The following is a 24,527-nucleotide window of genomic DNA, read 5'->3' on the forward strand; positions in this document are numbered from 1 at the left end:
TTCGCCCGGTGCATATGATCTTGTTGGAGATGTGAACCATGTCCGTTCCCGTCCTAGCGTTCCACCACTACCTGCACAGCCCGGCGGGCTGGATCGGCGTGGGCCTGGCGGAGGGCGGCAAGATCAGCCATCTGGAGATCCTTCCCGAAACCGAGGACACCCTCATCCTCACCCCCCGGAACCGCCGGGAACCCCGGGTCATGGACTTCCTCAAGACCCAGCTGGACGGCTACTTCCGCCGGACCCTGCGCACCTTCAACCTGCCCATGCACCTGGAGGGGGACGCCTGGCGGCAGCGGGTGTGGGCGGAGACCCTCGGGGTGGGGTACGGCCAGACGGTGGACCTTGCCACCCTGGCCCGGCGCCTGAATTCCGGCGACCACCCGGAGGCCGTCGCCGCCGCCCTGGCCGCCAACCCCGTGGCGATCCTGGTGCCCTCCCACCGGGTCCTGGGCTGGGAGGGCGGGGAGGCCCTACCCTGGCTCCGCTTCCTGAGGAAACTGGAGGGGTTGGCGGAAGCATCGAACCGGGCCTAGACCAGGTTTCCGACGCACCCCAAGGATCCCTGCCGAAGCCGCAGATAACAATTTCCTGATAACTTCGGTCCGGCTCCTCAGCCGAGAACGGACTGAGCTCGATGGCTCATCCCCTTCATCCTGTTCATCCGATTTCATCCCTGTTCCCGCAGGGCCAGAGCAGCGATGGGTCGGCGCATGCGGGTCAACGACGCGCCACCCCATCTCATCGCTGGCCCTGCGGGAACAGGGATGAAATCGGATGAATAGGATGAAGGGGATGAACGTGCTCCCAGGGAAGGCGCCAAGGCGTTTCGGGCCATCGACTCCGCCGGGATCCGTGGCTCAGGTCCGGCTCAGCGCGCCCGGAGCGGGGCGGTGGCCCTGAGCAGGAGCTCCCGCTGCCAGGCGGCGAAGGCTTCCGGGTCGGTGCAGGCCAGTTCGCAGAACCGGGCCACGTACGCGGGGGAACTGCGCTCATCCTCCAGCTCGTCCCGGGTGGGGGGCCGGGGGGGTGGGGCGGGGGCCCCGGAAACCGGTGCGGGTTCCAGGGGGGGGAGGTCGGCGGCGGCCATGAGGGCCGCCTCTTCCTCCTCCCGGGCGCCGGCCCGCACCCGCCGGCGCTCCTCCAACTGGGCCTCGAGCCGGGCGAGGCGGGCCTCCCGCGCCTCCCGGGTGCGCTGCCGCTGGGCTTCGGCATGGTCCTGGTCCCGCCGGGCCTCCAGGGCCGCCTGGGCCTCGCGGGTCCGCCGGCCCTCCGCCTCCCGTTCCGCCGCCTCCCGGGCGGCCTGGCGCTTGGTTTCCTGGCGCCGCCGCTTCCGTTCCAGGTTGGCTTCGTGCCAGGCCCGGGTGTTCCGGGCTTCGGAGGCCCGGGGGGCCACGGCGGGGCTACAGGCTGTCGGGCGCAGGCCCCGGGCCAGGGCCTCCGCGGCCCATTCGCGGGCCGCGGCCTTCTCCAGCCGGTAGGGCCCCGGTCCCCGGGCCAGGAAGCAGGGCAGGCCCACGCCGGGAAGGGGCTCCCACCCCTTGAGGAGCTCCCCCAGGGGGTCGGGCGTGAAGGGGCCCAGGGCCCGCCTCCACAGGGTCCACGGCGCCGTGGCCACGCACCGGTCCCAGCCGTCGCCCAGGCCCAGGCTGAACAGCCGGGCCTCCGCGGCGATCTTCGCCATGGGGGCAGCCGCGTCCCGGCCGGAGCCGGGACGGGACGTCACGGCCGCCAGGGCCCGCTGGGCCAGGGCCAGGCTCTCGCTCTGCACCAGGCCGATGTGGACGGTGCATTCCATGCGGGTCTGGGTGGCCAGGGCGGCCTCGGTCTGTTCAAGCAGGGAAACGAGCCGCGCCCGGGCCGGGTCCCCCTCCGGCAGGATGGCCAGTCGCTCCAGGTACTTGATCTGCAGATCATAGTTGGCCGCCATGCGTTTCCAGGCGGCTTCCAGGGACTGGAGCGGCTCGGCGAGGGCGCGGATCGCCTCCCGGCAGTGGGGGGAATCGGCCAGCTGGGCATACAGCGGGGTGCGGTACCGGTCCAGGGCCCTGCGGGCCCCCCCGGCGGGATCCAGGGCGGGAGAAGAGGCGGAGGACCCGCACGGCGGAGGGTCCATGGCCATCAGGTGCCCGGCGCACAGGGCCAGGGCCAGGAGGATGCGAAGGGGAAAGACGGGCATGACGACGTCCTCGGGCAGGGCACGGCCCTCCCACACACCCTCACCTGCGCCGGATTCCCCCCACGTTCCCCGGCGGGTTCAGGGCAGGTCGCCCTCCACCCGCCAGATGGGCAGCTCCATCCCCGGGGCGGGGGCGGGGAGCAGGCCGTTCTCGAAGGCGCCGTCGTCGCTTTCCGGCTCGCACAGGTACACCGCGATGGCCCCCATGGGCTGGTCCGTGCGCACCAGCACGGAGCCCGCCGGGGCGATGCGGGCCGAACGGCGCCAGGACACCGTGAGTTCGCCCACCTTGGCGGCCTCCAGGATGGCGCGGCCCGCCTGGGCGCCCAGGGCTTCCACGGTGGGAACGTCCGTGTCGTAGGTGCCCGAAGGGGTCTCGACGGCCAGGCCGTGGCCCTTGAGGGCCTCCCCCACCCGGGCCGGCACCAGGTAGGCCCGGGGCCGGGGCACCACCAGGCTCCCCACGAACCGGGCCAGGTGGGGCAGGGTGAGGCTGCTGGGCGCGCCCTCCAGGGTGCGGGGGGTGCGGGTGAGGATGGTGACGGGGTCCGGGGCGCGCTCCAGGCGGTAGCGCACGGCGATGCGCTCCCGGGGTGTGCGGCAGGAGGCCACGGTGTGCACGACGCTGTCCCGGTGGGCGGCCACGAAGCGCAGGGTCTCCAGCATGAAGGCGTAGGCGGTGCGCACCCGCTCCTCGAAGGGGATGTAGGCGTAGCACTCCAGGAGCAGGTCCATGCGGCTGGTGAGGCCCCGGTAGTTGCTGCCGAAGCGGGGGTGGTGGGGGTAGGTCATCCAGCCCTCCCGCACCGGGGAGCGGGGATCGGCGTCCCCGTCGGCGTCCAGGACCCGCTCGTCCTCCACGAAGTTCCCGTACCAGCCCGCGTCCAGGCCGTGGTTGGCCTTGAGGGCGGCGGTGACCGGCGGCAGGAGGCGCTCCCGCATGAAGTCGATGGGTTCCCGGCGTCCGCTCTCGATGGTGTGGGGGATGTCGTAGGTCATGGAGAAGCGGTGCACGGAGCCGTTGGTGGCGTGGTTGTCGATGGTGAGGTCCGGCTCCCACTCCTGGCACACGCGGGTCTGGAGCAGGCGCATCTCCAGGGTCTCCTGGCGCATGTAGTCGCGGTTGAGGTTGACGCCCGAGCCGTTGACCCGGGTGCCCACGCCGCTGTCCGGGCCCAGCTGGCCCGTGAGCTTGGGCAGGTGCAGGCGGCGATTGCCGGGGTCGATGGCGTCGTTGCCGTCGGGGTTGAAGAGCGGGGCCACGACGAGGGTGAGCTCGGCCAGCAGGTCCCCGCCGTGGCTGCCCTCCAGCAGGTCCCGGACCAGCATCAGGCAGCCCTCCTTGCCCTCCACCTCCCCGGCGTGGATCCCGCTGATGACCAGCACCACCGGCAGCCCCAGGGCCCGGGCCTCCATGGGCGTCGTGACGGAATGGGCCGAGAGCACCAGCAGCGGCAGCTCCCGGCCCTGGGGGCTGGAGCCGAAGCTGGAGACGTGGAGGCGCCGGTCCCCCCGGGCCTCCAGCCCCGCGATGAAGGCCATGACATCGGCGTGGCGCGAGGTCTCCTCGTAGCGGGTGGCTTCGGCGCGGGTGAGCAGCGGCATGGGGGACTCCGGAAGGTGTGGCATTGTCCTCCCCCGGGCGCGCCCTGTCCAGACGCGAAGGCCGGTGGGAAAAACCGGGCCCTCAGGACCGCCCGGGATCCAGCCACGCCACGGCCCGGTACGCCAGCCAGCTCCCCACGGCCCTGCCGGAGCTGGAGGCCAGCTTCTGCACCGCCACCCGCGGGAAGATGGCCCGGGGAAAACCGCAGGCGTAGAAGCGGATCGTGCTGGCCATGTACGACAGGGCCGAGGTGAGCCCCAGGCCCGCCAGCAGGGTGACGCGGGGCAGGGGCCCGCAGCGGGGGAAGGCCAGGAGCAGGGCCAGGAGCGCGAGGCTTCCCGCCAGGCCCACCGCGTACGAGATGCGGTCCCCCAGGGGGCCCAGGCCGTTGCGGAACAGGAGGGTGCCGAAGGCGTGGGCGTAGGCCTCCACGGCCAGCAGCACCCCGATCCACTCCCGGGGCAGGGCGCAGGCCTGGGCCAGGCGGTAGGGGACCAGGGCGTTGGCCAGGTTGATGACCACGAAGTTGAGGGCGATGAGGACCATGCCGGCCAGGGCCGCCAGGGGCGGGCCCTCCTCCCCGGCCGGGGCGGGCTCGGCGGGGTCCAGGTCCCGCAGGGCCAGCGCCCCGGCCAGGGCGACGATGGCCGCGCCGGCCAGGGCCACCAGCACCCTCGCGGGCACCGCCGCCCGGGGGCTGCCGGCCACCGCCCCGCCCAGGAGGAAGCCCGAGCCCACCCCCAGGGCCTTGGTGAAGCTGAACCAGGAAAGGCGGCTCCTCAGTTCGGGGGGATGGCTGGAGCGCACCGCCATGCGCATGGCGGCCACTTCGGTGCCCGCCATGCCCACGCCCAGGGCCAGGGCGAAGGCCGCGTAGACCCAGGGGGGCGCGCCCAGGCGCAGCCCGAAGAGTCCCAGCAGGAGCACCCCGCTGGCGGCGTCCGACACCCAGGCCAGGGTGAGCACCCGGGGCACTTCCGCGGGGCGGTAGATGACCCAGGCCACCACCAGGATGGCGCCCAGGCCCAGGAGGGGCGTGCTCTTCAGGAGGGAGGCGTTGCTGCGCCAGAGCAGGGGGGCCGTCGCCACGAAGAAGATATTGGCGAACCGGAGGAGCAGGGTTAGGACGTTGACGGAGGGCATGGGGGGGCTCGGACTCAGGCCTCACCGATGGCCCCGGGGGCCCGGAGGTTCCCGTGGGGTAGAATCGGGGGCATGTGCGGCCGCTACGCCCTCTCCTCCCCCCTCGAGTCCCTGGAAGCCCAGTTCGAGGCGGAGGCCCAGGCGTTGTGGACGCCCCGGTACAACATCGCCCCCACCACCCCGGTGCTCGTGGTGCGCAACGGCGCAGCCGGCCGCGTCATCGTCCTCCAGCGTTGGGGGCTCGTCCCCTCCTGGTCCAGGGACGCCTCCATGGGGGCCCGCATGGCCAACGCCCGGGCCGAGACCGTGGCGGAGAAACCCAGCTTCCGCGGGCCCTTCCGCCGGAACCGCTGCATCCTCCCCGCGGACGCCTTCTACGAGTGGCGGGCCGGCACCCCCAAACAACCCTTCGCCATCCGCCCCGCCGGGGGCGGCCCGCTGGCCTTCGCGGGCCTCTGGGACCGGTGGGAGGGGCCGGAGGGGGTCCTGGAGACCTGCACGATCCTCACCACCTCCGCCAACGGGGCCATGGCCCCCATCCACGACCGCATGCCCGTGATCCTGGCGCGGGAGGACTATGGGCGCTGGCTGGACGAGGGGGGGACCGACCTGCTGCGACCCTGCCCCGACGCCTGGCTCCAGGTGCATCCGGTGGGCCCCCGGGTGGGCAACGCCCGCAACGACGACCCCACCCTCCTGGAGCCCCTGGATGACTAGCCACCCGCGCGAATGGATCTACATCGGCCTGGTCGTGGCCGCCCTCTTCGGCCTCCACGGCCTGCGCCGGGTCTTCTGGGCCTTCTCGCTGCTGGTGCTGCCGGGGACCTTCGCCCACGAGGCCCTGCACTTCCTTTCGGGCCTCCTGCTCAACGGCGGGCCCGTGAGCTTCAACCTCCTGCCCCGGCGGGAGGGGACGGGCTGGGCCATGGGTTCGGTCAGCTTCAACCACCTGCGGTGGTACAACGCCTTCTTCATCGGCATGGCCCCCCTCCTCCTGCTGCCCGCGGCCTACGGCCTGGTGGTGTGGAGGCTGCGGGGGGTGCCGGTCTTCGGGTGGCGGGAGGCCCTGGCGGTGTACCTCATCGCGAACCTGGTGTACGCGGCCCTTCCGTCCTGGCAGGACGTGCGGATCGCGGCGCGCTCCCCCATCGGATGGCTCCTGCTGGCGGCGGGCCTGGGGTGGGGCTGGCATGCCCTCCAGGTGGGGGCGCCCCCCGCCCAGGTCCGCGCCAGGTAGGGCTCAGTGGTCCATGACCACCGGCTTCCTGCCGGCCATGGTCTTTCGCATGAGGAGGATCAGGGGCAGCAGGGCGAAGCACAGGACGCCCATGACCCAGAACGTGTCCGAGAAGGCCATCATCGTGGCCTGCCTCTGGAGCAGGCCGTAGGCCATGCCCTGGGCCTGGTGCGCGGCGTCGGGGGCCGAGGCGCCCTTGGCCACCAGCACGTGGGAGGCCTTGTCCAGGAAGCCCTGGTAGGCGAGGCTCGCCGGATGGAGGTTGGCCACCAGGCTGGCCTGGTGCACCTGGCTGCGCCGGGCGAGGATGGTGCTCACCAGGGCGATGCCCGTGGACCCGCCGATGTTGCGCACCAGGTTCATCATGCCCGTGGCGTAGCTGGTCTTGTCCATGGGCACGTTCTGGAAGGCCGTGACGTTCATGGGCACGAAGAGGAACGCCAGCCCGAAGCTCTGCAGGCACCGGGAATACATGGCGGTGTCGAAGGGCACCTGCAGATTGAACCGGGACATCCACAGCAGGCCCGCGCCGCAGGTGGCGAACCCGGCGGCGATGAGGATGCGGGTGTCGAACTTCCGCAGCAGCATGGCCACCACCGGCATCATGAGCAGGATCACCACGCCGCCGGGGCTGAGGATCCAGCCGCTGAGGCTGGCCGTGTAGCCCAGGAGCGTCTGCAGGAAGATGGGCAGGAGCGCCAGGCTTCCATAGAGCACGAAGCCCAGCACGAAGAGCATTACCGTGGACACGGCGAAGTTCCGGTCCTTGAGCAGGCGCAGGTCCAGGATGGGGTGGTCCTTGCGCAGCAGGTAGAACACCACGCCCACCAGGCACACCACGGCCAGCACGGCGCACACCAGGATGAGGTTGGAGGCGAACCAGTCCCGGCGCTGGCCCTCGTCCAGGACGATCTCCAGGGCCGCCAGGCCCAGGGTGAGGACGCCGATGCCCAGGTAGTCCACCTTGAAGCCGTCCTTGACGGACATGCGCTTGAGGGTCGGGGGATCGTGCACCATGCGGTAGGTGAGGAACAGCGACAGGATGCCCACCGGGATGTTGATGAGGAAGATCCAGTGCCAGCTGTAGTTGTCCGTGATCCATCCGCCCAGCACGGGGCCCACGATGGGGGCCAGCACGACGCCCATGCCGTAGAGGGCCATGGCCGCGCCCCGCTTTTCCGGGGGGAAGTTCTCCACCAGGATGGCCTGGGAGGTGGGCTGCAGGGCGCCGCCGCCCAGCCCCTGCATGATGCGGAAGAAGATCAGCCAGGGCAGGCTGGGGGCGAGGCCGCACAGCATGCTGGAGACCGTGAAGATCCCCACGCAGGTCATGTAGAACCGCTTGCGCCCGAAGAGCCCCCCCAGGTACCCGCCCAGGGGAAGCACCACGGCGTTGGCCACCAGGTACGAGGTGAGCACCCAGGTGGCCTCGTCCACCGTGGCCGAGAGGTTGCCCGCGATGTGGGGCAGGGCCACGTTGGCCACGGAGGTGTCCAGCACTTCCATGAAGGTGGCGATCATCACCACCAGGGCGATGATCCACGGGTTTACGGCGCGATGCCGTGTTTCGGTCGTCATGGACGGGGCCTCAGCGGGTGAGGATGGTGGCGTCGACGTTCATGCCGGGGCGCAGGACCACGCGGTCGGCGTCCCTGGGGTCCAGCTTGATCTTCACGGGGATGCGCTGGACGACCTTGACGAAGTTGCCCACGGCGTTCTCGGGGGGCAGCAGGGACAGGCGCGAGCCCGTGGAGGCCGCGATGGAATCCACCGTGCCGCGCAGCACCAGGCCGTTCATGTCCACCGTGACTTCCGCCTCCTGGCCCACGTGCACCTTGCGCAGCTGGGTCTCCTTGAAGTTGGCGGTGATCCAGGTCTGGTGCAGGGGCACCAGCGTGAGCAGGCCCTGGCCCGGCTGGATGATCTGGCCCAGTTCCACGGACTTGCGGGTGACCACCCCGTCCACGGGGGCCGTGATGCGGGTGTAGGAGAGCTGGAGCTCCAGGGCCTCCAGGTTGGCCTTGGCGGCGAGGATGCCGGCCTTGGCCTGCACCGTGCGGGCCTCCTGCGCGCCCAGGCCGGCCTTGCGGATATCGGATTCCTGGCGGACGCTGGCCAGGCGGCGCTGGGCGGCCTTGTACTGGCTGTCGGCCACCTCGAAGCGGTTGCGGTAGGCGTCGAAGGCCTGGGCGGAGATCTCCTGGCGCTCGGCCAGGGGGCGGGTGCGCTCCTGGTCGGCCTTGGCGGTCTCCAGGGTGGACCTGGCGGCCTCCAGGTTGGCCTCGGCCACCTGCAGGTCGGAACTGCGGGCCTGGTCGTAGGAGGAGCGGGCCTTGTCGGTGTCGGCGTGGGAGGAGGCCACCTGGGCCTCGGCCTGGGCCAGGGCCGCCCGGGCCTGGTCCACCCGGGCCTGCAGGTCCCGGGCGTCCAGCTGCACCAGCACGTCCCCCGCCTTCACGGCCTGGTTGTCCTCCACGAGGACCTTCTCCACGCTGCCGCCGACTTTGCAGGACACGGGCACGAGGTGCCCGTCCACCTGGGCGTCGTCGGTGGAGACGCGGTCCTTGTAGTGGAGCCACATGCCGCCGGCCACCAGCACCGCCACGGCGCCCACGGCCAGGAGGAGGGTGCGCTTGCGGCCCGTCTTGGCGGGGGTCTCGATCTGTTCGGTCATATCGCTCATTATCGGCTCCGTTTTCCGGCGAAGAGGGGTTCCAGCTGGCCCATGGCCTTGGCCAGGTCCGCCCGGGACTGGTTGAGGCGCCAGAGGGCGTTGATGCGGTTGTCGGTGGCCCGGGCCAGCTCGTCCTGGGCGTTGACGACTTCGATGTTGTTGCTCACGCCGGCCTCGAACCGGTGCCGGGCCTGGACCAGGGCCTCCTCGGCCAGGGCCACGGCCTGGGTGGCCACGTCCACCTCGCTGCGCGCGGCGTCCATCTCGGCCTGGGCCACCTGCACCTCGAGGCCCACCTGGGCCTTGATCTCCTTGCGCTCCTCCGCGACCCGGTCGAGCTCGAGCTTGGCCTTGGCGGTCTGGGCGGAGATCCTGCCGCCGGTGAACAGCGGCACCTTGACCCCCAGGCCCACGGTGTAGGTGGGAACCCAGGGCTGGTTGGGGGAGAGCCCCATGGAGGCGTAGGACCCCGTGACCACCAGGCTGGGCAGCCGCAGGCTGCGGGCGGAATCCCGCAGGCTCAGCGCGGCCTGCTCCCGGGCGTCCAGCGCGGCCACTTCGGGGCGCTGGCTCAGGCCCTTGCCGTAGGCCTCCTGGAAGGTGAAGGCCACGGCCTCGGGCGCCGTCAGGGGATCCGTGAGGATGATGTCCGTGGAGGGATCCAGGTCCAGGAGCTTGACGAGGCCGAAGCGGGCCGTGCTCACCTGGGTCCGGGCCTGGATGAGGCGCTGGCGCTCGTTCTGCACCTGCACCTGGGCCCGCAGGGTGTCCAGCTTCGTGCCCAGGCCGTTCTTCTGCTGGTCCTCGGCCAGCTTCTCCAGGGCGCCGGCCAGCTCCACCCGGCTTTCGGCGGCCTTCACGGATTCCGTGGCCCGCTGGGTGCGCAGGTACTGCCCCACCACCAGGGCCGCGATGCCCTCCCGCGCCACCCGGGACTGGGCCTGGGCCGAGGCCTCGCCATGGCGGCTGGCCTTCCAGCGCTGGTAGAGGCTCAGGTCGAACAGCGGCGCCTCGGCGCGGATGCCCACCTGGCCCGAATTGAAGGGCCCCACCACCTCGGGCCCCCCCTTGCTGGGGATGCCCAGGAAGGAATCCAGGTTCTGCTTGGTGCGGTTGTAGCCCGCCACCCCTTCCACCGTGGGCATCAGGGCCGACGCCGCCAGGCGCCGTTCATCCTGGCTCTGGGCGATGTTCAGGAGCGACTTGTGGATCTCGGGGTTGCGGGTGAGGGCCTGGTCCAGGGCCTGGGCCATGCTCAGCCGCACCGCGGGCTCCGCCGCGGCCAGGGTGCCCGCCGCCGCCAGCCCCAGCAGGGGCAGCCACAGGAACCGCAGCCCCGCCGCCCCCAGCTCCCCGCCGTTCAGGATGGACTGGATGATGGGCCCCACGTAGCACCCCGATCCCACCAGCCCCGCCCCCTCCCCGTGGATGCGCGCCAGCAGCTCGCGCCCCGCCTCGTCGATGAACCTCACGTCCCGCAGGTCCAGCACCGCCTTCGCGGGATCCGTGCGCCCCTGCCAACCGCTCCAGGCCTGGGCCAGCTCAGCCACCCAGGCCCCCGCCAGCTTGCCTTCCAGAACCAGGGTGAGCCCCGTGTCCTGTTCCCTGGGAGTTATTCGAAGCATGGAAACCTCCACGCACCGTAATGCCGAATCCGTGCCGAAACATAACTATCACCGTCAACAATAAATATGGTTTCCGTCTATGGGGTGTGCCGAAGGCGCCTGCCGATATTTGGGCGACGTGCCGAAATATCGGCGGTTTGCTTCGTTGGGCCCGAACCGTCATGCCCCGCCGGGGGCTGCTGGGGTGAGGGACGACGTTCCTGGGGGAGGGGGCGGCCCATGGGGTCCCGGCCTGGCGCGCCGACCCATCGTTAGCGCTTCCGCAGCAGCGAGCTGCTGCTGGCGCTTGCCGTTGTCCAGTGACGACAGGTGCGTGAGGGAGTGGGGGGGGGAAGGAGTCGATGGGAATCTTGTGAATTTGGGATCGAAATGTGTTTAAACATAGATTTGTTTTTCTGCTTTGACCTTTCTCGGTTGCCGTTCCGACCTGGATGACCTGTTGTCCATCCCCGGAGCGGTCTCAGGGGCGGACATGCCGCGCCGAGTTCCTACGCCACCTGTCGTCATTGGACAACGGCAAGCGCCAGCAGCAGCTCGCTGCTGCGCAAGCGCTACCGGTGGGTCGGGGCGCCGGGTCGGGACCGCATGGGCCGAACCATCCCGGGGGGCCACGCCACTCAAACCCGCGGCCCCCGGCAGGGCATGCCCGTCCCCGTCCTCAGATCCCAAGCTTCCTCATCCTGCTCTGCAGCGTCGTGCGCTTCATCCCCAGCCTCGCCGCCGCCCCATCCGCGCCCCCGACCTTGCCGTGGGTGGCGGCGAGGGCTTTGAGGATGTGGGCGCGGTCCGCGTCCTCCAAGGTCTCGGCCGGGGCGGGGGCGGGGCGCTCGGCCTGGAGTTCGGCGAAGGGGATCTCCAGGTCGCGGCCGCGGCTGAGGATGACGGAGCGCTCGATGACGTTCTCCAGTTCGCGGATGTTGCCGGGCCAGTCCCAGGCCACCAGGGTCTCCATGGCCCGGGTGGGGATGGATTCGATGGGGCGATGCATGCGGTGGGCGAATTTCTGGGTGAAGTAGCGCACCAGGGTGGGGATGTCCTCCTTGCGCTCCCGCAGGGGCGGGACGCGGATGGGGAAGACGTTGAGGCGGTAGAAGAGGTCCGCGCGGAACTCCCGTGCTTCCACCATGGCGGTGAGGTCGCGGTTGGTGGCGGCGATGAGCCGCAGGTCCACCTTGCGGGGACGCGTGCCGCCGACGCGCTCGAACTGCCGCTCCTGGAGGGCCCGCAGCAGCTTGGGCTGCAGCTCCAGGGGCAGGTCGCCGATCTCGTCCAGGAAGAGGGTCCCCTGGTGGGCCAGCTCCAGGCGGCCCGTCTTCGGGGCGATGGCGCCGGTGAAGGCCCCCTTCTCGTGGCCGAACAGTTCGCTCTCCACCAGGCCCGCGGGGATGGACGCGCAGTTGATCTGCACGAAGCCGCGCTCGGCGCGGGGGCTCAGGGAGTGGATGGCCCGGGCCATGAGCTCCTTGCCGGTGCCGGTCTCGCCCAGCAGCAGCACGGTGGCGTCCGACGGGGCCACGGTCTCCACCTGGCGCAGCACCTTCTGCAGGGAGGGGCTGCGGCCCACGATCTCCATGCCGAAGTCCTTGTCCATCTCCTCCTGCAGGTAGAGGTTCTCCTGGGCCAGCTGGTCCCGGAGCGTCTGGATCTCCTCGTAGGCGAAGGCGTTGTCCAGGGCGATGGCCACCTGGGCCGCCACCCGGGACAGCAGGTCCACCGTGGTCGCGGGGAAGGCGTCGGCCCTGCGGCTCAGGAAGGAGAGCACCCCCATCACCCGGTTCCGGGACACCAGCGGCACGCAGCACATGGCCGCCAGGCCCTCGCCCTTGACCAGGACCTGGGGGATGGGGCCTTCGAAGGCGTCCAGGTCGGCCCGGGTGAACACCAGGGCCCTGCGCAGGTCCATGGCCTGCTGGCTGGGGCCGTTCTTCACGGTGAAGGCCTGGTTCTCCTGCATGTGGCCGCGGTTGGTGGGGTAGTCCAGGAACCGCAGGAGGGGGTCTGCCTCCTCCTGCACCAGCACCAGGGCGATCCCGTCGAAGGCGAAGCGCTCCCGCAGGCTGGAGGCGATGGCCTGGAAGAGGTCCCGGGGATCCCGGTGCTCCACCAGCTCGTTGGTGATCTGGAGGAGGACGCGCTGCTGGTCCCGCTCCCGGGTGAGGTTCGCGTTGGCCTCGTCCAGCTGGCGCAGTCGCAGGATCTTCAGGGTGAAGGAGGCCACGAATTTCGCCAGGAAGACCAGGTAGGCCGGCCCCGCCTCCCCGAAGGCGCCGGGTTCGCGGCTGGCCAGGGCCAGGCCCCCCACGAGCCGCTCGGGGGTGCGCAGGGGCAGCAGCACCCAGGAGCGGTACCCGCTTTCCCGCAGGAGCCGCCCCGATCCTTCCCCGGCGCAGGCCTCGCCGGGGATCCACAGATCCGTCTGGAGGTTGCGCGTGAGGTCCACGAGGCCCGGGTGGGGCTCCACCTGCACCAGGAAGCCGTCCTCGCCCAGCTCCGCCGTCCACACCGTCTCGGGCCGGATCTCCTCCGGATCCCCCAGCCAGAGCGCCAGGCGATGCACCGGCAGGGAGGCCTGCAGCACGCGGAAGAGGGCCGGCCCCAGGGTGCCCAGATCCCTGCAGGGGCCCAGTTCCGCGGCCGCGTCCAGGAGCTGGGCGAGGCGGGGTGCCTCCATGTCCCGGAAGCTCCGGGCGGCCGCGGTGACGTTCATGCGGGAGATGATATCAGGCCCGCCCGGCGCGCCCAGGGCGCCGGAACCCGCCCCGGGGTTCCGGCACATCTGGTCTGGGGCCGGACCCGAGCGCGGCGGCCCCGAATCCACCCCAACCCTGGAGGCACCATGTCCCCAAGCACGCGTATGCTCCTGATCGCCCCGCTCCTGGCCGCGGCGCCCCTGGCCGCCGCCGAGGCGGGCTTCGGCGCCCAGCTCCATCTGGCCAAGCCCCTGGGCACCTTCTCCGATGCCCGCCACCTGGACAACACCCTGGGCTGGGGCCTGGGCCTCATGGTGCCCGTGGACTTCGGCGCCGGCCAAGGTCTCCGCCCCAAGCTGGACTACCTCTCCTTCCGCCGCGGCGCCGGGGACCAGCGCTACAAGGCCGACGCCCTGCTCCTCATGGCCGACTACACCTGCTTCGTGGCCGACGAAGCCGAGGGCGGCTACGTCTTCGCCGGCCTGGGCCTCCACTCCACCCGCCTGGACGCCACCCGGGGCATCGGCCCCCTGGTCACCGGCGCGCGGCACACCCACACCGGCTTCGCCTTCAACGTCGGCCTCGGCTACGCCTTCACCCGGAACTTCACCTTCGAAGTGAAGTACCTCGGCATGGACATGGGCCGCCTCGCCTACACCCTCCCCGCCACCACCGACCCCTCCTTCATGGCCAACGCCATCGTCGGCTCCCTGGGCTACAAGTTCTAGGGTGCGTCGTCATACCCCAGGTGCCTTGGCTCCATGATGAAGGGGCCCTTCCTGGCTGAGCGGATCCCCGTTCATCCCATCCATCGGCGTTCATCCCTGTTTCCGCAGGGCTGACGCCGAGGTGGGTCCGAGCGCGAGTTACTCGATACCCCCCCGGACGCTTTTCCCGTTTCCGGATTGAGGCGGAGTGTTGCATCATCGTGTGAGGTATATGGGGAGTCGAGGATGCGGCGTGCGTGGGGGGTTCTGGGGGTCTGTTTTTCGGCCATGGCGCTGGTGGCGTCCGATCCGGCGGCGCTGCCCCTGGTGAACGCGGGGTTCGAGGAGCAGAAGGACGCGCAGGTGGTGGGGTGGACCCTGGCGAAGGCCACCGGGGCGACGGTGGCCATCGGGCTCGGGCACAAGGCCGGGTTCCGGAGCCTGCGCCTGGAGAACCCCGCGGGGGGCGCCGAATCCACCGTGGTCTCGGAACCCGTGAAGCTGGAGGTGGGGCGGCTGTACCGGCTCAGCGCCTTCATCCGCACCAAGGGGGTGCACCCGGATCCCACGGCCCGCTACCCCACGGCCCTGGGGGCCTGCGTTTCCATGAAGAGCTTCCCCTTCACCAACGCCTCGCCCACGGTGGCGGGCGACGGCTCCCAGCGGGTGTCGGTGGCCTTCTTCGCCACCACGGCCCAGGACCGGGTGCAGCTGCACCTGGGGCGCAACGGGAAGACGGAGGGGGCGGCCTGGTTCGACGACCTGAAGCTGGAGCTGGTGGACGACATCGGCGCGATCATCCCCATGGAGACGGTGCGCTGGGCCGGCAAGGGCTTCCGCTACGACGACGGGGGCTGGATCGTGCTGCACATCGAAGGCGAGCCCTACGACCGGGGCGTCCAGTACGGCCAGCTGGTGGCCCAGGAGCTGGCGCTGTTCGTGGAGAAGCTGGCCAACCTCCAGGACAAGGGCGATCCCGTCCGGGGCTGGGAGCGCCAGCGGACCCTGGCCGACGCCCTGATGCTGCGCAAGTACGAGCCCGAATTCCTGGAGGAGATGAAGGGCATCGCCGACGGCGCGGCCAGGGCCGGCGCGAAGTTCCGGGGCAGGGCCCTGGACGTGCTGGACGTGGTCACCGCCAATTCCGACATCGACCTGGGCGAGATCGCCTCGGCCACCAAGGTCACCGCCTCGCCCCTCACGGGCCGCAGCTTCCTGAAGGCCGAGGACGAGGCCGCCACGGGAGGGAAGGGGGACCGGTGCTCCTCCTTCATCGCCACCAAGTCGGCCTCCGCCGACGGCCGCGTGGTCATGGGCCAGATCTTCATGTGGCCTCCCGGATACACCGGCGTGGACTGGAACGTCATGGTGGACGTGCAGCCCGCGAAGGGCCACCGCTTCGTGATGCAGACCTTCCCGGGCGGGATCAGCTCGGGCACGGACTGGTACATCAACGACGCCGGCATCGTCATCGGCGAGACCACGGTGCAGCAGACCCCCTTCAACCCCGACGGCACCCCCGAGGCCAACCGCATCCGCCAGGCCGCGCAGTACGCCACCAGCATCGACCAGGTGGCGGAGATCCTCAAGACCCGCAACAACGGCCTCTACACCAACGACTGGACCATCGCCGACACCAAGACCGACGAGGGCGCCGTGTTCCTCCTGGGCACCAAGGAGACGCGGCTCTGGCGCACCGGAAGCAAGGGCCACCCCGCGGACACCCCCGGGGGCCTCAAGGACTTCGTGTGGGCCGACAACAACAACCGGGACCTGGGGGTTCGCAAGGAGCGCATCCCCAACGCCGAGAACGAGCCCGTGGACCTGGCCTTCAACACCTGGAACCGGGACATCGCCTTCCAGGAGTTCTACCGGCAGTACGGCCAGGGCAAGTTCGACCTGCAGGCGGGCGTGGCCCTCAACGCCTCCAGCCCCATCAACCGCCCCCACGCCTGCGACGGCAAGCTCACCACCTCCGAGATGGCCGAGAAGCTCATGTTCATCGCCCACTTCGGCAAGACCACCCTGCGCGAGAAATGGGTGGGCGGGCGCTTCATGGCCGATCTCCCCGGGGCGACCCCCCACCTGACCCTGGGCTTCACCACCTTCAGCCCCCTCTACGTCGCCGACAAACTCAAGCAGGCCCGCGCCGCCGCCCCGGAGCCCGCCCCGGCCCCCAGGGCCGATCTGGCGGCCGCCAAGGACGTCTACGCCTTCCCCAAGCGCCTGCTCTGGTCCAATACGGTGCTCCCCGCCACGGACGGCGAGAACTGGTTCGTGAGCGGTTCCGCGGCCTACCACGCCCTCCTCAAGCGGCTTCCCGAGGCCCAGGACAAGGCCGCGGCCTCCCTGCGCGACAGCCTCGCCGAGCTCAACGCGCGCTACGCTTACGTGGTCTCCAAGGAGGGTTCCCTGGCCCCCGCCAAGGCCCGCACCGCCTACGACCGCTACGGCGCCTACCAGATCCCCCGGATCAAGGGCACCTTCCTGCTGCACCAGCTGCGCCTCCTGGTGGGCAACGCCCTCTTCGCCAAGGCCATGGCCGCGGTGCACGACGGGTTCAGCAACCGCCCCATGACCACCGAGGATTTCACCCGGACCTTCTCCAAGTCGCTGGGACGGGACCTGTCGCCCTTCATCCAGCAGTGGGTGGGCCGGGAGGACCTGCCCGATCCGGTCATCACCGCCACCGTGGCCCCGGCCGCGGAAGGCTTCGATGTGACGGTCAAGGTGACCCAGCCCGGCAAGCCCTGGCACTTCGTCACCTTCGTGGAGCTGCGCACGGCCAAGGGCTCCCGCTTCCTGCGCCTGGAGTCGGACGAGGCCATGGGCTCGACCACCTACCACGTGCCCGACAAGCCCACCCGGGTGATCTTCAACGCCGGCCGGGACCTGCCGGTGCGCCAGGAGAACCCCTACACCCTCCCCAACCTCCTGGACGATTTCGACCACACCCTGTACGTCTTCGGCACCTCCCGGGAAGTGGAGGCCAACCGCTCCCTGGCCCTGAACTTCCGGGACCTCATGGCCGACGCGTTCACGGAGATCCTCCCCCCCGTCAAGCCGGACGCCGAAGTGACCGACGGGGAACTGGCCTCCCGGGACCTGGTGGTCTTCGGCGGCCCCGAGGAGAACAGCCTCCTGGCGCGCATGGCCGGTGAGCACAAGCTGCCCGTCACCTTCGGCCGTGGCTTCTTCCGGTTCCAGGGCAGGACCTACGGCAGCTCCTGGGACGGCCTGGCCCTGGCCCTGCCCAACCCCTACAACCCCAAGCGCACCCTCTACCTCTACACCGCCAACAGCCGCCTGGAACTGTGGCACATGACCCACGCCTTCCAGAGGGGGCTGCCGGGGTGGGTGCTCTACCGCGGCGCGGAAACCGCGGCCAAGGGCTTCCACGCGGAAGCGCGCCACGAGGTGGAGCTGGACTAGGGTGTTTCGGCAAGCACCTAGGTCCTGAATCCCTAGATTGTTCTCGGTGATCTGGCTCCAGCTTTGACTTGGCCTTTTTTATCCTGCCTTTTCCCCTGGATCCTGTTTATCCCCGTTTGAACTACGCTTGAAGTTGTCGCAACCTTTGGGTCAAGGACGGCGAGTAACATGCGCTCCGACCCATCCCTGCGCCAGCCCTGCGGAAACCGGGATGAACGCCGATGGATGGGATGAACTGGGATCTGCTCAACCTCGCTCAGCCCCTTTCATCCAGGATCTTCCGGATCTTCATGAGCAGGTCGAAGGGGCTGGCCGGTTTCGACAGGTAGTGGGCCCCATCCTCGAAGAACCCCTTCCGGTTGAGCAGGTCCGCGGTGTACCCGCTGATGAACAGCGTCCTGTATTCCAGGCCCTCCCGCCGGACGGCCTCGTAGACCTCCTTGCCGCTCATTTTCGGCATCACCACATCCAGGATCATCAGGTCGATGCCCATGCCGGGCGCCAGGGCCTTCTCCAGGGCCTCCTTGCCGTCCGCCGCCTCCAGGACCCGGTACCCGAATTCCCGGAGGATGCCGCTGGTCATGGTCCGGACCACCTCGTCGTCCTCGGCGAGCAGGAGCGTCTCCGTGCCTCCGGGCGGCCGGGCTTCGGTTTCCGGAAGGGCGTCGGCCGCCGCCATATCCGCGAGGGGGAGGTAGATGCGGAAGGTGGTTCCCTTGCCCGGTTCGCTGTAGACATTGATGAAACCTTCGTGCTGCTGGAGGATGCCGTACACCATCGAGAGTCCGAGCCCGGTCCCCTTGCCCAGTTCCTTGGTGGTGAAGAAGGGTTCGAAGATCCGCATGCGGGTCCGGGCGTCCATGCCGACGCCCGTGTCGGAGACGGTGATGAGGGCGAAGCGTCCCTGCCTGCCGAACCCGTGCAGGGCCGGGAAATCCTTTCCGAGCCGCCGGGCCTCCGTGGAGATGGAGAGGGTGCCCCCCTTGGGCATGGCATCCCGGGCATTGGTGGCCAGATTCAGGAGCACCTGCTCGATCTGTCCCTCGTCGGCCATGACGATGAGGCTCTGCTTTCCCGGCCGGGTGACGAGCTCGATGTCCTCCCCGATGAGCCGCGCGAGGAGCTTCTCCACGGTCCCCAGGATCCCGTTCACATCCACGGGCCGGGGAATGATCACCTGCTTGCGGCTGAAGGCCAGGAGGCTTCGCGTCAGGTTGGCCGCGCGGTCCGAGGCGGCGAGGATCTGGTCGATCAAGGTCATCTGCGGATCCTCCGCCTTCATGCGCATCTTCGCGAGATTGCCGAAGCCGATGATGGCCGTGAGGATATTGTTGAAGTCGTGGGCAACGCCGCCAGCCAGTTGACCTATTGCTTCCATTTTCTGGGACTGATTGAGTTGTTCCATCAGTTTTTTGCGTTCCGTGACGTCCCGGCCGATGGCCAGGGCCCCCACGATCCGCCCCTCGGCGTCCCGTTCTTCCGTGAACCGGACGCTGTGGGTCTGCATCTCGCCGGAAGCGGCCATGACGTGCATTTCCACTTCCCCCATGCCGCCCTTGGCGATGACCCCCTGGAGGGCGCTCTGGTAGGCTTCCACCTCGTGGAGGTATCCGGGGATGAGCCCTTCCGGCGACATCTCCAGGGGCGTCCTGCCCAGGGCGTGCTCGCCATGGCCGCCCAGGGTGGACCGGGCCTGGTGGTTGGTGTAGAGGACCCGGCAATCCCGGTCGTAGCGGATGACATTGTCGGGCGAATTCTCGGCCAGGGTCCGGAAATCCCGCTCGCGCTGGGCCAGGGCCTCCTCCGCCTCCCTCCGGTCCGTGATGTCCACCCGGATGCCCAGCATCCGGGTCGTCTTCCCGTCCCGGTCGTGGTCGACGCCGATCCCGGTCACCCGCTGCCAGCGGTAGCTGCCGTCCGCGTGCCTCATGCGCACCTCGCAGGTGTATTCGTCGAATCCCCCCGTGAGGACCTTTTCCATTTTCCGGGCCACCAGGGGCAGGTCCTCCGGGTGCACCCGCTCCGTCAATTCCCCATGGCCGGAAAATCCCCGGTGCGGTTCATAGCCGAGCATGGTGTAGAAGGTGGGCGAGGCGTACCACTGGCCGGTCCGGATATCCCAGTCCCAGATGCCGATGTGCGAACCCTCCAGGGTGAGCCGCAGGCGGTTCTCCGACACCTGCAACTGTTCTTCGGTCCGCTTGCGTTCGACGATGTCCCAGGAGAGGTCCCCCAGGCGGGACAGGATCTGGACATCGTGCTCGTCGTAATCCGTGGGCTTGTTCCCCACGCCGATGATCGCCGTGATGAGGTTCCCCCGGAACACCGGAACGACCATCTCCCGGAGGACCGGCGCGTGGTTTTCCGGCAGTCCCTTGCGGTGGGGCAGGGCGGCGAAGTCGTTGTGGATGACCGGTCGCCGCTCCCGGACGCAGTCGCACCAGACTCCCGCCTGGTCGATGCTGTAGTGGCTGCCCTTTCCTTCGGCCCGGCACATGTCCTTGAGGGTGTGGGTGGACCAGTTCTGCAGGGTGAGGGTGCGCTGGTCGGGTTCCAGGAAGTGGTAGAAGCCGATCGTGCTTCCGGAAAGGGCTTCCATTTCGTCCAGGGCCGCGGTCAGGAACGCGTCCATGGTGTGGGTGCCCGCGAATTCCAGGAGCCGGAGCCGGGCTTCCATGATGCTCTCATTCCGCAAGGGACGCGCCCGGGCGCCTCGCCGGGGCCTCGCGTGTTTCAGTTCTTGCCCTGCCTCCATGCGCTCCTCCTTTCCCGGGATCCGGGACCGGTCAGGCCGTGGAAGTGCGTTCGTCACATGATGGAAACCATGAATGGCGGGGGCAAGCATGACCCCGTACCGTCCCCGCCGCAAGTCCTAGGAGCCCGGCGACGTAATCGTTCGTGTCCCAGACGTTCGCCCTGTTTCGTCCTCGCCGGCCAAGCCGGCGATGACGGGGGGGTGCGGAAGGGACGTCGGGGCTGGGCTCCGCCCAACTCACTTCGTTGAGCAGAAGGGATTTCGGAAGGAAATGGCTCTCCTGGAAGGCCCAGGCGAGGAGAGCGGCTCCCAAGGGTTCGTGGGTCTGCTTCGCGATGACCCTCTCGGTGCCGGTGGGCGCCGACGCTGAATGGTTTGCGCCGCCCACAATCTATTGAAGTCAGCTCGAGCCCAGACCTGCCCAAGGCCCGGTTCGAGACGAGGTCGCTTTGCCAATTAGCGTTGGCGCCGTCCAATACCCTCCTCGCAGCACTCGAAGAGAGGCCCTGAGGTGGGCCGGGGCCAATGGGTGAAACACAGGCCCAACCATGGGATGAGAGCCTTCCGTTGCTGCGGGCTTGGCCCGCAGCAACGAACCGGGGCGAACGTCCGGGACACGTGCGATTACATAGCCTAGGTAAACTACCGTATTCAAATGAGATCAGACCTCCTGGGATGATCTGGGATCCCGGAGTGGCGCATGGAACCGATGGTCTGGCAGGGGAACTGGGAAATGGGCGAAACCCGGCTGGACGGCCAGCACAGGGCCATGGTCCGGGCCATCAACCTCCTGGCCACCCGCCTCCAGGAGGGCCGGCCCCGGGAGGGGGTGAACCGGTCCATCACCTTCCTCATGATCTACGCGGAACTGCACTTCCGGGAGGAGGAGGCGGCCATGGAGGCCTGCGGCTACCCGGAGCTGTCCGTGCACGTGGCCCAGCATCGGGAGTGTTCCCGGCGCATCGAGGACATGCTCGCCAAGTGGCGGGAGGGGGATTCCGGCCTCCTGACCGAGGTCATCGCCTTCTTCAATTACTGGCTCACGGAGCACCTGGGCAACGCGGACCGGCGCTTTTCGGAGTACCTGCGCCGCCCGGCCTGAGGGCCCCAGTCGGGGTCAGGCCCATTTCCCCTCGGGCCGCTTCTTCCAGGCCCAGATGATGTAGTCCACGTTGAGGGGCTTGCCCCCCAGGGCCTTCAGCTTCGTCATGAGCTGGCCCCGGTGGTGCTGGGTGTGCATGGCCACCTGGGTGAGGGCCTCGTCCACGGTGATGTGGCAGGGCGGGCCGGGGAACCAGGGGATCACCAGGTCCCGGCCCAGGCCCTCGGGCGGCAGGTCCCGGAAGAGCGCCCGGAAGGCCTCGTGGTTGCTCCGGGTGTGGGCGCGCAGGGCCTCGTACGAGGGCAAGGGCGCGGGGGGCTCGAAGGCCAGAGGCTCCCCCCGCAGCACCATCAGGAAGGCCGATTCCGTCTCGGCCATGTGGCGCACGCGCTGGCGCAGGTCCTCGTCGTCCTGGAAGCCCGACTGTCCCCAGGTGGAGAACCACACGGCGTCCGCCCAGGCCATGTGGTCGTGCATGTCCTTCAGGTGGTCAAGGAGACTGCTGGGCATGGGGGCACCTCGGATATTCCAGTTGGGCTCCGGCCAGCATACCTGAATTCAACCGGGGGCAGTTGTGACAAGGGTTTGGATAAAAAGAAGGTATAAAGAAGATGACAATCACTTGGAGCCTTGCCATGAGCGGAGACCTTCGCACGGATGCCCCTGCGCCCCCCAAGGGCCAGCCCGCGGGCCTATGGGTCCTCATCTTCACGGAGGCCTGGGAGCGGTGGAGCCACTACGGCATGCGGGCGATCCTCATCCTCTACCTCACCGCCCCGGTGGCCCTGGGCGGCCTGGGCATGGACAAGCCCCAGGCGGCGGGCATCTTCGGGGGGTACCTGCTGGCCATCTACCTGTTCGCCCTCTCCGGCGGCCAGATCGCGGACCGCTTCCTGGGCGCCAAGCGAACCATCGTCCTCGGCGGGCTCCTCATCGCCTCGGGCCAGCTCCTGCTGCAGGTACGCAGCCTCAACGGGCTGGTGGCGAGCCTCGTGCTCATCTCCATCGGCACCTGCCTCCTGAAGCCCAATGTGAGCGCCTCCGTGGGCCGGCTCTACACCAAGGAGGACCCCCGGCGGGACGGCGCCTTCACCTTCGAGTACATGGGCATCAACCTGGGCGCCATGATCGCCCCCATCTTCTGCGGCTACATGGCCGAGCAGCCGACCTTCATCGCCTTCCTCACCCGCCTGGGCCTGCATTCCCCCTCGGGCTGGTCCTGGGCCTTCGGGCTCTCCGGCTTCGGCATGCTCCTGGGCCTGGTGAACTTCGTCCTGCGCCGCAACCTCATCGTGGACGTGAACCTGCCCGAGGGCCAGAAGGAGGCCGAACCCCGCGGCCTGGGCTTCCTGGTGATCCTCCTGCTGGTGCTCCTGGCCTCGGCCTGGATGGTCATCGGCGGCCGCAACTGGCCCATCCAGCTCCTGGGCGGGGCGGCGGCCTCCGTGGGCACCATGGCGGCCGTGTCCTGGCTGCTCCGGAAGGGCATCGTCCAGGGCCGGGCCGCGGCCACCACCGCCACGGGCGAAGCCGTGGCCACGCCCAGCCTGACCCCCGAGGACTTCAAGCGCCTGGGCGTGGTGGGCATGATGCTCTGCTTCAGCATGACGTTCTGGGCGGTGTTCCAGCAGGCCGGTTCGAGCCTGAACCTCTTCGCCAAGGAGTTCACCCAGCGGGTGGTCTTCGGCTTCGAGATCCCCGCCTCCTGGTTCCAGTCCGTGAACGCCGTGGGCATCGTGCTCCTGGGCTCGGTCTTCGCCTGGCTGTGGACCCGGAGGGCCGGCAAGTGGCCCAGCAGCCCCGTGAAGTTCGCCCTGGCCCTGCTCTTCGCGGCCCTGGGCTTCTACCTGCTGGTGCCCGCCTCCCTCATCGCCCAGGCGGTTCCCGGCCAGGTCACCAAGGTGGGCATGGGCTGGCTGGGCGGCGTCTACCTCATGCACACCATCGGCGAACTGTGCCTGTCCCCGGTGGGGCTCAGCTACGTTTCCAAGCTGGCCCCCAAGCACATGAGCAGCCAACTCATGGGGGCCTGGTTCTTCGCCACGGGCCTGGGCTCGTACCTGGCGGGCAAAGCGGCCGGGCTCATGGGCACCATCCCCCTGGCGGTGCTTTTCGGGTTCTGCGCCACGGTGGCCCTGGCGGCCTCCCTGATCCTGTGGGTCCTGGTCAGCCCCATCATCCGCCGGCAGATGGGCGGCCACAGCTGATATTCCAGGTGCCTCCGGCCGATCCCTGCACTATGATCGGATAAACACAACGGAGCCCATGGAAAACGCCATCGATTCCACCATCCGCAATCCTGACGTCATTCGTGAGGCAATGCGTAATGTTTGCGAGAAGGGCGAGCTCCTCCTGCTGGTGACGCCCTACCTCCGCCTGGAATCCAATTTCCTCCGCCTGGACCAGGACGCCGTGCACGTCACGGCGCTCATGAGCCGGGAGGAGGCCACCTTCGGCCTGCGCTCCCCGGACCTGCGCATGCGGTTCCCCTACGGACACCAGTTCTTCGAGGCGCCCACCCGCGCCAAGGGCGTGGGCATGACCCGGGGCCGCCAGTCCCTGGCCCTGGCCCTCCCCACCGTCATGAACAAGGACGACTACCGCGGCGCCCACCGGGTGGACCGGGTCGGGCGGCTCGTGGCCACCTTCAGTTCCCGGAAGTACGACCTGCTGGTGGCCAACGTGGTGAACCTGAGCACCAGCGGGGTGCGCATCTTCGCCCAGCGGGACTTCGAGGAAGGCGAAGTGATGGTGGACGACACCGTCCACATCGCCCTCACCGTCAGCCCGGAGATCGTCATCAATTCCAAGGCCAAGGTCCGCTACGCCAAGGACCGGATCCTGGGCCTGGAGTTCCGCCCCCGGCCCGAGGGGGCCCTGCTGGACGCCTTCGCCCGGTGGGTCTTCCAGAAGCAGGAGGAGGAGCTCATCCTCCAGGGCGGCCGGGGCGAGGCCGAGGAGGAGCGCCAGGGCGCCGCGGTGCGCGCGGAAGGCCCGCCCGCGCTGACCCTGGTCTCCGGCGACGCGGGCCTGGAAGCCCGCCTGAAGGAGATCCTCAAGGACCTGCCTGCCCTGGAGCGGGTGGCCCCCGGCACCCAGGCCATGAAGGACCTGGCGGCCTCCCCCCGGGGCCTCGTCCTCTTCCACGTGGCGGGCCTGGGCATGGATGACCGCAAGCGCGTCCGCATCCTCCTGGAGGCCCTGGGGGGACGGGTGCCCTTCGTGCTCCTGGGCACCGGCGTGGACAACGGCGCGCTCTTCGAACTGGGCAGCGAACTCAAGGCCGTCAGCGTCTACGCCCTGGGCCCCACCTCCTCGGGCCTGCTGCCCCGGCTCATCCAGGGGATCCTGCGCAAGCATTTCCCCCCGGCCTGACC

17 protein-coding genes are annotated in these 24,527 nt (G+C 69.5%); 8 read left to right on the plus strand and 9 right to left on the minus strand.

All coding sequences use genetic code 11. The features are described from left to right. Positions 1-38: 38 nt before the first annotated feature. Positions 39-536 carry a methylated-DNA--[protein]-cysteine S-methyltransferase gene (locus tag R2J76_RS10880; protein ID WP_316411611.1) on the plus strand — a complete coding sequence of 166 codons (498 nt, stop codon included), beginning with the start codon at positions 39-41 and terminating at the stop codon, positions 534-536. A 335-nt stretch (positions 537-871) separates the two neighbouring features. Here the strand turns inward: R2J76_RS10880 and R2J76_RS10885 are convergent, their stop codons facing one another. From R2J76_RS10885 to R2J76_RS10895, 3 genes are all read right to left on the minus strand, one after another. Beyond that, positions 872-2,179 carry a hypothetical protein gene (locus R2J76_RS10885; RefSeq protein WP_316411612.1) on the minus strand — a complete coding sequence of 436 codons (1,308 nt, stop codon included), beginning with the start codon at positions 2,177-2,179 and terminating at the stop codon, positions 872-874. A 78-nt stretch (positions 2,180-2,257) separates the two neighbouring features. Further along, positions 2,258-3,784 (minus strand): M14 family metallopeptidase, encoded by a 1,527-nt coding sequence (locus R2J76_RS10890; protein WP_316411613.1) that lies wholly within the window; start codon positions 3,782-3,784, stop codon positions 2,258-2,260. An 82-nt stretch (positions 3,785-3,866) separates the two neighbouring features. Next, on the minus strand, positions 3,867-4,928 hold the full coding sequence (locus R2J76_RS10895; protein ID WP_316411614.1) for an MFS transporter: 1,062 nt from the start codon (positions 4,926-4,928) through the stop codon (positions 3,867-3,869). A 72-nt stretch (positions 4,929-5,000) separates the two neighbouring features. Between R2J76_RS10895 and R2J76_RS10900 the strand changes: the two genes are divergently transcribed. Next, complete coding sequence (locus R2J76_RS10900) at positions 5,001-5,645, plus strand: SOS response-associated peptidase (protein WP_316411615.1); 645 nt, start codon at positions 5,001-5,003, stop codon at positions 5,643-5,645. Beyond that, positions 5,638-6,165 carry a hypothetical protein gene (locus tag R2J76_RS10905; protein ID WP_316411616.1) on the plus strand — a complete coding sequence of 176 codons (528 nt, stop codon included), beginning with the start codon at positions 5,638-5,640 and terminating at the stop codon, positions 6,163-6,165. Before R2J76_RS10900 ends, R2J76_RS10905 begins: the two co-directional genes overlap by 8 nt. Positions 6,166-6,168: 3 nt before the next feature. On the opposite strand, the gene R2J76_RS10910 is transcribed toward R2J76_RS10905, so the two are convergent. The 4 genes from R2J76_RS10910 to R2J76_RS10925 form a co-directional block, all read right to left on the minus strand. Continuing rightward, on the minus strand, positions 6,169-7,743 hold the full coding sequence (locus R2J76_RS10910; protein ID WP_316411617.1) for a DHA2 family efflux MFS transporter permease subunit: 1,575 nt from the start codon (positions 7,741-7,743) through the stop codon (positions 6,169-6,171). Positions 7,744-7,753: 10 nt separating this feature from the next. Next, complete coding sequence (locus R2J76_RS10915; protein ID WP_316411618.1) at positions 7,754-8,848, minus strand: HlyD family secretion protein; 1,095 nt, start codon at positions 8,846-8,848, stop codon at positions 7,754-7,756. Then, positions 8,848-10,464, minus strand: a complete 1,617-nt coding sequence (locus tag R2J76_RS10920; protein ID WP_316411619.1) for a TolC family protein — start codon at positions 10,462-10,464, stop codon at positions 8,848-8,850. Before R2J76_RS10920 ends, R2J76_RS10915 begins: the two co-directional genes overlap by 1 nt. Positions 10,465-11,122: 658 nt before the next feature. After that, a complete protein-coding gene (locus tag R2J76_RS10925; RefSeq protein ID WP_316411620.1) occupies positions 11,123-13,240 on the minus strand; it encodes a sigma 54-interacting transcriptional regulator in 2,118 nt (705 codons plus the stop codon). A 60-nt stretch (positions 13,241-13,300) separates the two neighbouring features. On the opposite strand from R2J76_RS10925, the gene R2J76_RS10930 reads away from it, so the two are divergent. After that, complete coding sequence (locus R2J76_RS10930) at positions 13,301-13,882, plus strand: outer membrane beta-barrel protein (protein WP_316411621.1); 582 nt, start codon at positions 13,301-13,303, stop codon at positions 13,880-13,882. A 225-nt stretch (positions 13,883-14,107) separates the two neighbouring features. Then, positions 14,108-17,293 carry a C45 family autoproteolytic acyltransferase/hydolase gene (locus R2J76_RS10935; protein ID WP_316411622.1) on the plus strand — a complete coding sequence of 1,062 codons (3,186 nt, stop codon included), beginning with the start codon at positions 14,108-14,110 and terminating at the stop codon, positions 17,291-17,293. Between the two features lie 256 nt (positions 17,294-17,549). Here R2J76_RS10935 and R2J76_RS10940 read toward each other — a convergent pair whose 3' ends face one another. Continuing rightward, positions 17,550-19,970, minus strand: coding sequence for a hybrid sensor histidine kinase/response regulator (locus tag R2J76_RS10940; RefSeq protein ID WP_316411623.1), 2,421 nt, complete (start codon positions 19,968-19,970; stop codon positions 17,550-17,552). A 778-nt stretch (positions 19,971-20,748) separates the two neighbouring features. Here R2J76_RS10940 and R2J76_RS10945 point away from each other — a divergent pair. Then, positions 20,749-21,150: a bacteriohemerythrin gene (locus R2J76_RS10945; protein ID WP_316411624.1), complete on the plus strand. Its 402-nt coding sequence runs from the start codon at positions 20,749-20,751 to the stop codon at positions 21,148-21,150. Positions 21,151-21,165: 15 nt separating this feature from the next. On the opposite strand, the gene R2J76_RS10950 is transcribed toward R2J76_RS10945, so the two are convergent. Beyond that, complete coding sequence (locus R2J76_RS10950; RefSeq protein WP_316411625.1) at positions 21,166-21,660, minus strand: DinB family protein; 495 nt, start codon at positions 21,658-21,660, stop codon at positions 21,166-21,168. A gap of 125 nt (positions 21,661-21,785) precedes the next feature. On the opposite strand from R2J76_RS10950, the gene R2J76_RS10955 reads away from it, so the two are divergent. Together R2J76_RS10955 and R2J76_RS10960 are read left to right on the plus strand one after the other, a co-directional pair. Then, positions 21,786-23,357: a peptide MFS transporter gene (locus tag R2J76_RS10955; protein ID WP_316411626.1), complete on the plus strand. Its 1,572-nt coding sequence runs from the start codon at positions 21,786-21,788 to the stop codon at positions 23,355-23,357. Positions 23,358-23,469: 112 nt separating this feature from the next. Then, the gene (locus tag R2J76_RS10960) at positions 23,470-24,525 is read left to right on the plus strand and encodes a PilZ domain-containing protein (protein ID WP_316411627.1); all 1,056 of its coding nucleotides are present in this window, start codon (positions 23,470-23,472) and stop codon (positions 24,523-24,525) included. Positions 24,526-24,527 lie beyond the last annotated feature (2 nt).

This window comes from Mesoterricola silvestris (assembly GCF_030295405.1).
Taxonomy (GTDB): Bacteria; Acidobacteriota; Holophagae; order Holophagales; family Holophagaceae; genus Mesoterricola; species Mesoterricola silvestris.